6 protein-coding genes are annotated in these 9,137 nt (G+C 36.7%); 2 read left to right on the top strand and 4 right to left on the bottom strand.

All coding sequences use genetic code 11. From position 1 onward, the window contains the following. The first annotated feature begins 319 nt into the window (after positions 1-319). Both ACY65O_RS11685 and ACY65O_RS11680 read left to right on the top strand, forming a co-directional pair. On the top strand, positions 320-1,726 hold the full coding sequence (locus tag ACY65O_RS11685) for an efflux RND transporter periplasmic adaptor subunit (protein WP_462221034.1): 1,407 nt from the start codon (positions 320-322) through the stop codon (positions 1,724-1,726). A gap of 150 nt (positions 1,727-1,876) precedes the next feature. Then, positions 1,877-4,282, top strand: a complete 2,406-nt coding sequence (locus tag ACY65O_RS11680) for a TonB-dependent receptor (protein ID WP_462221033.1) — start codon at positions 1,877-1,879, stop codon at positions 4,280-4,282. Here ACY65O_RS11680 and ACY65O_RS11675 read toward each other — a convergent pair. From ACY65O_RS11675 to ACY65O_RS11660, 4 genes are all read right to left on the bottom strand, one after another. Further along, a complete protein-coding gene (locus ACY65O_RS11675) occupies positions 4,279-5,442 on the bottom strand; it encodes a redoxin domain-containing protein (protein WP_462221032.1) in 1,164 nt (387 codons plus the stop codon). The genes ACY65O_RS11680 and ACY65O_RS11675 overlap by 4 nt on opposite strands. A gap of 101 nt (positions 5,443-5,543) precedes the next feature. After that, the gene (gene gatB / locus ACY65O_RS11670) at positions 5,544-6,989 is read right to left on the bottom strand and encodes an Asp-tRNA(Asn)/Glu-tRNA(Gln) amidotransferase subunit GatB (RefSeq protein ID WP_462221031.1); all 1,446 of its coding nucleotides are present in this window, start codon (positions 6,987-6,989) and stop codon (positions 5,544-5,546) included. A 137-nt stretch (positions 6,990-7,126) separates the two neighbouring features. After that, positions 7,127-8,260 carry a PDZ domain-containing protein gene (locus tag ACY65O_RS11665; protein ID WP_462221030.1) on the bottom strand — a complete coding sequence of 378 codons (1,134 nt, stop codon included), beginning with the start codon at positions 8,258-8,260 and terminating at the stop codon, positions 7,127-7,129. Between the two features lie 288 nt (positions 8,261-8,548). Beyond that, complete coding sequence (locus ACY65O_RS11660; protein ID WP_462221029.1) at positions 8,549-9,052, bottom strand: GNAT family N-acetyltransferase; 504 nt, start codon at positions 9,050-9,052, stop codon at positions 8,549-8,551. Positions 9,053-9,137: the final 85 nt, after the last annotated feature.

The raw sequence follows: 9,137 nt of genomic DNA, 5'->3' as shown, positions 1-9,137 counted from the left end.
ACGATGTGGGCATGCTGGGAACTTTTGATCTGATCACGAGCCAGAATAATTTATTTACTGCAAAACTGCAGAATGCATTGAACCAGTATGATTATGTTTTTAAAATGAAAGTGCTGGAATTTTACAAAGGGCAGGGATTGATGTTGTAGAGAAGCCACAGCCCCTCCTATCCTCCCCTTCGGGGAGGGAAAAGGAGAAGATTTGAGCGTAGATTAAGTGTAATAAAAATAAAAAAAGTTGAATAAAGAAATATAGTACAAGAGTGCGACGCCAATGAAGATGAACAAAGAACTTTGGCCCGGCTCACAAAAAAAAAACAATGAGTAAATCGCTTAAATGGATTTTAATTTCGCTGGGAATTTTACTGGTGCTTTTGGTAGTGCTTAGTAAAATGGGTGTGTTTGGTAAAAACGAGGATACAAAAGTTACGTCGGAAAAAGTACAAAAAAGAACCATCACCGAAATTGTAAATGCCAGCGGAAAAATTTATCCGGAGGTAGAAGTAAAAGTTAGTCCGGATATTAGTGGAGAAATTACGGAGCTGAATGTGCAGGAAGGCGACACTGTAAAAAAAGGGCAGGTACTGGCAAGAATTTTTGCTGACATTTATAATATACAGCGCAGCCAGGCTGCAAGCGGTGTGGCGCAAAGCCAGGCGCAGGTAAGTGTTTCGCAGGCCCAGGTGAATAATTCGCAGGCGGCATTAGATGCATTGAAAGCGCAGCAGGACCAGGCAGAAAGAACTTATACGATGCAAAAACAATTGTTTGATGATAAAGTAATAAGCCGCAGCGAATTTAATATTGCCGAAGCAAATTATAAAAGCGCCAAAGCCAATTACAATGCTGCGGTACAGGGTATCCGTGGTGGTCAGGCAGGTGTGCAAAGTGCCAGGGCCAGCGCACAGAGTGCACAGGCTAACTTACAAAAAGCCAATAAAGATTTAGGAAGAACCGTAATTGTTGCGCCTACTGATGGTGTAATTTCTTTATTAAATGTAAAGAAGGGAGAAAAAGTTGCCGGTAACAGTTTTAATGTGGGTACCGAAATGATGCGTATTGCTGATATGCAAAAAATTGAGCTGAGAGTTGATGTGGGAGAAAATGATATTCCTAAAGTAAAACTGGGCGACAGTGCTGTTATAAAAGTTGATGCGTACGGCGACAGAAAATTTAAAGGCCTGGTTACACAAATTGCCAGCAGTAATAATGGTGCTGCGTCGCAAAGTGCATTAGGTACAACATCAACCGATGTTACGCAATACAAAGTATATGTAAGGCTGTTGCCCGAAAGTTATATGGATTTAATTGGTAAAGGCAGCTTTCCTTTTCGCCCCGGTATGAGTGCCAGTGCGGATATACAAACGAAAACACACAGCAATGTATTGAGTGTACCTATTAATGCAGTAACCACCCGTGATAAAAATGACAGCAGCAAGACTAATAAAAAGAAAATGACTGATGCTGCTGCAACACCGGCAGTAACAGTTGCTACATCTGCTTATGATGATTTGGAAGTGGTGGTATTTATTTTAGATAAAGAAGGAAAAATAAAAAGAGTAAAAGTAAAAACGGATATTCAGGACATTAACAATATTGAAATTACCGAAGGCCTTAAAGAAGGTGATGAAGTTATTACCGGGCCGTATGATGTGGTGAGTAAATCTTTAAAGGAAGGTGATAAAGTAAAAGTGGTAGATAAGAAGGAGTTGTTTGAGAAGAAGTAAAACCCCCTCCACCCCCTGAAGGGGGAACTTAGGGTTTGATTATTTAAATAATGATTAATAATACAGCAGGCTGCAATTTTCTCTATTACAGCATTATTTTATTTCATAATCATTATAAAATAGTTTTAGAAATTTAAAGTAAGCCAAATATTGAAAACAATTTTTTTAGCTACCGTACTTTTGCTGACTGGTATGCTGCATGCCCATGCACAAAATAAAACAACTGCACTTAAAATTTTTCTGCAATCATCAAAAAATGATTCGGTCAATAATGCAACGGTGCAATTATTTCTTTTGCCTGATACAGCTTCAATTTCTTCGCAGGTTTTTGATAAAAGCGGTAATAGTTTTGCTGTAAATCATTTAACTAAATATTTTATTACCGCATCTTGTATTGGTTTTGAGACAGTAACTAAAACTATAAACGTTTCCGACAAGCCTGTTACTGCTTATCTTTTATTAAAACGCAACACCACCAATCTTAAAACGGTAACAGTAGTTAGTAAAAGACCTTTAATAAAACAGGAAGATGATAAAACAATTGTAGATGCTACCGTATTAGCCAACAGCAGCACCAATGCGTATGAAGTTTTAGAAAAAACACCGGGTGCCATTATTGACCAGGATGGTAATGTTTATTTAAGCAGCATGAGCCCGGCAACAGTTTATATTAATGGCAGGGAAATGAAATTGAGCAGCGCCGACCTTGCCTCTTTACTAAAAAGTTTACCGGCAGGCAGTGTAAGTAAAATAGAAATACTGCGTAACCCTTCAGCAAAATATGATGCTGCCAGCAGCGGTGGTATTGTAAATATTGTTTTAAAAAAAGGTGTTAAGCTTGGCAGCAGCGGCAGTGTAAATGTGGGTTATTTTCAAGGAGTGTACAGTACAAAAACTGCAGGCATCAATATTAATAAAAGCACCCAAAAAATTAACAGCTATTTTAATTACCAGTTTACCAACCGAAAAACTTTTGAAGAATTAAATTCGGACAGGTTGATAAAAACTGATTCTTCTTTAGTAGTACAAAAAGCCTACACCACTTATCCATCCAACGGATTTTATATTGGCACCGGAATAGATGTTGCATTTACAAAAAAATTTAATGTGGGCTATGATATAAGAGTAAGTAACAACAACAGTAAAAGCAATGCCATAAACAGTATTGATATTTTTAAAAATAATACACCAACTGTTTTAGGCAAAAATCAATCTAACATTAATAACAAGAATAATTCTCTTTATATCAGTAATGAGATTTCTTCTACATACAAAATTGACTCTGTGGGCAGCGAATGGACAGCTGAACTGAATTATAATTTATACCGCAACAACAACACACAACGCTATACTAATTATTTTTATTTGCCAACAAGGCCCACAGTTTTGGGTGATGGAGAAAATAAAAACAATAAAAATATTTTTGTTGCTGAAACAGATCTTACGCTAAAACTGCCTAAAAAATTCACCTTAGAAACTGGCATTAAAGCTACCATCAGCAACAGTAACAACAGTGCTGCTTATTTTTATGATACTTCAAACAGCGGCAGAAAAATTGATCCTTATCAAACCAATACTTTTAAATATAAAGAAACTATAAGCGCTGCTTATTTACAATTAGCCAAAACATTTTTTGGTTTTACTTTAAAGCCGGGCCTGCGTTTAGAAACTACCAATATTAATGGTCGTCAAACTATTCCTAAAGACACTACACTTTCTATAAAACGAACTGACCTTTTCCCGTATGTTTTTTTGCGGCATAATCTGTTTAAACTTTTTGGTATGCAGCTGGTGGGCAATGCTATTTACCGCCGCAGTATTAAAAGGCCTTATTACGAAATACTGAATCCTTATCCAAAATATGTTGACCAGTATTTATTTGAATTAGGTAACCCTAAACTGCAGCCGCAGTTTACCACCAACTACGAGTTGAATGTAATGTTTGATGATTTCCCGGTTTTTGCATTTGGTGTAAACGAAACCAAAGATATTTTCAGTAAGGTTACTTACCAGGATGATGTTACAAAAATTGCTTACCGCACTTATGATAATTTAGGTAAAAACAAAGAGTTGTATTTTAGAATTGTAGGTGGCATTCCTCCCGGAAGAAAATACTTTTTTTACATGGGGGCACAACATAATTACAATACATACGAAGGGCTTTATCAAAATAAATTATTACAATACAGCAGGGGCAGCTGGCGGTTTTTTATGTATCATGAGTTAAAAGCCACAACTACACTTACATTTGATGTGCAGGGTTTTATGCTTACCCGTGGTTTTGTTGATTTTTATGAATTGGATAAATTTGGCGGCTTATATATTTCTGCTAACAAAAGTGTTTTAAAGAAAAAAGCAAACATTATTTTTTCGGTAAATGATGTGTTGCGTACCAACCAGGTTTCTTTTAATTTAAACCAGGGCAATGTAAATGCCAGTGGCAGCCGTGTAAATGATACCCGAAGATTTGGTATAACATTGCGCTATAATTTCGGATTGAGTAAACCAAAAGATAATGCGGCATTTGGAACGCCGGTGGAAGGGAAAGAGAATTAATTCAACACTTCCCCCAACTTAACGCTCAACTCTGTCCCTCTTAAATTAATTGCAATTATTTTTCCCTGAGGATCAACCAAAACATTATAAGGAATACCGTTAAAACCATACAGGCCAACTGCGGCACTGCTCCAGTATTTTAAATCGCTGATGTGCTGCCAGGTTAGGCCATCATCCTGAATTGCTTTTAGCCACGATGCTTTATCCTTATCAAGCGATACCCCCAGCACGGTAAAATTTTTATTTTTAAATTGATTGTAGGCAGCCACTACATTAGGATTTTCGCCACGGCATGGTCCACACCAGCTGGCCCAAAAATCTACAAGCACATATTTACCTTTTAACTGACTTAACGAAAAAGGTTTATCGTTTACATCGTTCATGGTAATATCAGGGGCTATGCTGCCTATGGCAGCTTTACTTTGAGATTGTTGTTGCTGTGCTGCTAATTGCTGCTGCTCCTGAGTTGCCAGTTGTTGTTTTGCAAAATTGGCAAAAGATATTATGCCATTGTTTTTAGGGAAACGCTGTACTAATTTTTGCAGCGGCAGCTGAATTTCTTTTATATCAACAGGTGCACCGGTAGAAGCAAACAAAGCCATGGCTGGGCTTTTTGCTGTATCGGCATATTGAAAACAAAATTTTGTCATAGCTTCTTTTGCATTGTTGAAAGAAGCTTCTGTTGCTACTGAAATACTATCGCCTGCATTGGCACCGCTTTGTTTTAATTGGGTTAATGCGGCATAAGATTCCTGAACTTTTTTCATCAGGCTGTCGTGGATACCAATAAATTTTTTTAAAGAACTGTTGGCAGCAGATGAAAAGGAAGGGCCGGTTAAACTTACATCGTTTAAATCGGCGGTAAAATTTATACTGTTGTTATCGTTGATAAAAAGAAAACCGTTAGTCAGTTTTTCTAATCGTATGCGGTAAATACCTTCTTCGGCAGCAATGCCGGTAAGCATGAATTTTCCGTTTTTAATTTCGGCAGTATCTATTACTTCAGGATCTTTTTGGCCAAAAGATAATTCTTCTAAATAGGCTTTTTGGTCGGGCACATTTTTTAACTGGCCATTTACTGTAAATTTTCCTTTTTCACCTTCATTGTTACAAGAAATTAAAATAACAGCAATTGACAGCAGAGATAATATTTTTTTCATTTTATTTTTTTGTTATAAATTTTTATCCAAAAAGAAGTTTCGAAATAACAAGAGCTTATTCGCTGAGTGTGTCAACCCCGAAGGGTGACTTACTCAGTATTTTACCCCAGCTTTTCGCTTAATAATTTATTTACTATTTGCATATCAGCTTTTCCTTTACTTAATTTTTTTACTTCGCCGGCAAACAATCCTATCAATCCTTTTTTACCACTTTTATATGCTGCCACTTTATCAGGCATTTTTGCAATGGCTTCATCAACCCAGGTTGCAACAGAACCGCTGTTGCTTTCCTGTAAAAGATTTAGTGCTGTTGCAATTTGCAGGGGCTCTTTTTGCGGATCATTTATTAAAGCACTGAATATTTTTGTGGCCGCATTGCTGAAATTTATTTTTCCCTCATCAACCAATTGTATGATGGCTGCAATTTTTTCTGCAGGTAAAATAAAATCTTTAATGTCAGTGCTACTGTCATTTAAATAACTTTTTACTGGCCCAAGTAACCAGTTAGCGGCAGCTTTATAATTGCTGGTATATTTTATAATGGCTTCAAAATAATTTACATTTTCTTTATCGCTGCAAATTACATTGGCATCGTAAGGGGTTAAATGTAAAATATCCTGGTATTTTTTTTCTAAAGTTTCGGGCAGCGCAGGAATAGATTCTTTTACCTGCTGCAAAAACTCATCAGTAATAAAAAATGGTGTAAGGTCGGGCTCGGGAAAATAACGGTAATCATCTGCCTCCTCTTTACTGCGTAACGAAAATGTAGCATTATTATCGGCATCAAAACTTCTTGTTTCCTGTATAATTTTATTACCTGCTTCTGTAATTTCAATAAGTCTTGCCACTTCAATCTCAATAGCTTTTTTTACATTGCGGATACTGTTTAAATTTTTCACTTCTACACGGGTACCTAATTTTGTTTCTCCTTTTAAACGTATAGAAATATTGGCATCGCAGCGCATGCTGCCTTCTTCCATATTGCCATCGCAAATTTCTAACCAGCGGACTAATTTTCTTAATTCGGTTATGTATGCAAAGGCTTCGTCGCTGCTGTGCAAATCCGGTTCGCTTACAATTTCCAATAAGCAAACGCCGGCACGGTTTAAATCAATAGAAGTAAAATTTTCATCCACATCATGCAAACTTTTTCCTGCATCTTCTTCCATATGTATCCTGTTAAGCAAAATATTTCTTTCGCCATCAGCAGTTTTAATTTTTACAAAACCATTTTTACAAATGGGTGTAGTATGCTGACTTACCTGGTAACCTTTTGGCAGATCGGGATAAAAATAATTTTTACGGGCAAAATAATTATGCTGTTCAATATTGCAATGTAAAGCCAGGCCTAATTTAATTGCATACTCAATTGCCTTACGGTTCATTTTAGGCAATGTTCCGGGATGCGCCAAAGTAATAGGACTGATATGTGTGTTGGCTTCGCCGCCAAATGCAGCACTGTCACCACAAAATAATTTACTTTTTGTTAAGAGTTGTGCATGTACTTCAAGCCCGATAACCACCTGGTATTTATCATTATTCTTCACAGGGCAAAGGTAAGTAAAAAAGCCCCTCTCTATCTCTCCCCAAAGGGGAGAAGAAAAGTAGAATATCTTAGCGCAAAATAAGTTTGATAAAAAAAGCCCCCAAATTTTGGGGGCTTTTACTTTGTTTTTCAATAGCGTTATAAATTTGCTGTTTTTAATTTTTTAGGAATTTTTATATCGAAGCTCATTTCTTTTCCGTTGCGTTTTGCTTTAATGTTGTAAGACGATTTATCTGCATTTTCGTGCAGTTGCTCACGGGCATCATCGGTATTGGTAATTTTTTTACCACCAATTTCGGTAACAATATCATCTTTTTTAAGCCCTGCTTTTTCTGCAGGAGAATCTTTATCCGTATCTAAAACTTTTACACCATCACCTTCTTCCACATCCTGAATTTTTAACCCTAATTTTTGCTGACGGGGAAACATATCCAGGCCATTCATTTCTTTCAGCCTGTCTAATCCTCCCATTCTTTCATCATCCCACATTTGCATATCCGGTGAAGAAAAATTCATACCGGGTGCCATTGGTGTACGTGGAATCGTAAGCGAACGCAAATTTGCTTTTGGTCCGCTGAAAGAATACGACATTGATGATTTGGTTTCTCCCAAAACTGCTTTAGAAGAATTTTCTTTTCCATCACGTTTGTAGTACACCGTTACTTCATCTTTTGGTTTAAATGTACCCACCACTTCTGATAAAGATTCAGGGCCTTCAACTTTTTTATCATTAATTTTTGTAATCACATCGCCATTTTTTAAGCCTGCTTTTTCTGCGGCGCTTCCTTTGGTAACGTTAGTAATTACAGCTGTATTTGGTTTGGTATCATTGGCATCGTCATTATTTTCAACACCGGTAGTTACACCTAAAAAAGCTCTTGGTTCGCCGGAAAGCATACCTTTCATTGGGCCGTTGAAATAAACATCCATATCACCAGGCGCAAAGGAAAGACTGCGTTGGCCATCCCAAATTTTAATATTTCTTTTGTTAATGGTAATGTCGCCATCTTTAAATTCGCTGATGGGTTTACCATTGATTGTTACATTATCTCCCTTTATCTCAACGGTAATTTTAGTATCCTTATCTCCATTTTTTCGGATTACAATTTCCTGGGTTTCTTTTTTTTCTTTTAGTTCCTTCCTTTCTTTTAACTCTTTCTTTTCCTTTAATTCTTTTCTTTCTTTTACTTCTGGCTGTTCATCCTGTGCGGATACGGTATAACTTAAAGTAGTAAAACCCATTACAGCAGCAAACAATAGTAGCTTCTTCATAATTATTTATTTTTGTACGAAATGTTTAGTAGGTCAAATGTAGATAGATTTTTTGAATTACGAAATATTTCGGAGATTATTTTTTTGCTTTAACAAAATTTTGGAAATTGCCACTGAAACACAAAGTAAAGAAATTTGCCTTTGGCAAAATAGGGTAGCCACGGACCTGCCGGCAGGCAGGCAGGTTACACAGATTTTCACGGATTAGAGTAAGAAGTTTTTGCCCGCTGATTTCGCAGAAAAGCAATATTTTTTTATCAGCGATATTGGCGAAATCGGCGGGAATATTTAAGTAGTGACGCTAAAAGTTTTTACCGGGCAATTATCTACTATTTCTTCTTTTATAAACTGCATACCAATTTTTTCTAAAATTTTTAGCGAGGCAATATTTTCAATATGTGCCCGGCCAATAATAGTTTTTAAATGCAGCTGATTAAAACCATACTCTACAGTATGTTTTGCGGCTTCGTATGCATAACCATTACCCCAAAAATTTTGCATCAGCCGGTAGCCTAAATCAATTTCATTGGCTTCAGCTAAATATTTTAAACCGCACCAGCCAATAAATTCATTGGTAGTTTTTAAATGTATTGCCCAGCGGCCTAAATTATTTTTGTATTGTGGTAAGATGATGGTTTTTAAAATATGCAGTGCCTGTTCTTCTGTTGCCAGAGGTGGCTCATGTAAATATTTTAATACTTCGGGATTGCTGTTGAGTTGTAATAATAATTTAGAATCAGCTTCGGTAAAGCGGCGGAGGGTAAGGCGTGGGGTTTGGAGAATGGAAATCATCAGGCATACATTAATTTGCCTTTTGGTTCAGGTATAATCCTCCCAAGAGACTTTGCAGTTTCAATCCATTCATTAATGATGGGTT

This window comes from Ferruginibacter sp. (assembly GCF_031430955.1).
GTDB lineage: Bacteria > Bacteroidota > Bacteroidia > Chitinophagales > Chitinophagaceae > Ferruginibacter.
The sequence above is the reverse complement of the archived record's forward strand: the minus strand, read 5'-3'. Positions and strand labels throughout refer to the sequence as shown.

What these genes read in the sequence shown, in the direction of transcription:
- ACY65O_RS11685 (WP_462221034.1), top strand. Translation starts at nt 320, where the DNA reads ATGAGTAAATCGCTTAAATGGATTTTAATTTCGCTGGGAATTTTACTG.
- ACY65O_RS11675 (WP_462221032.1), bottom strand. Translation starts at nt 5,442, where the DNA reads ATGAAAAAAATATTATCTCTGCTGTCAATTGCTGTTATTTTAATTTCT.
- ACY65O_RS11665 (WP_462221030.1), bottom strand. Translation starts at nt 8,260, where the DNA reads ATGAAGAAGCTACTATTGTTTGCTGCTGTAATGGGTTTTACTACTTTA.
- ACY65O_RS11660 (WP_462221029.1), bottom strand. Translation starts at nt 9,052, where the DNA reads ATGATTTCCATTCTCCAAACCCCACGCCTTACCCTCCGCCGCTTTACC.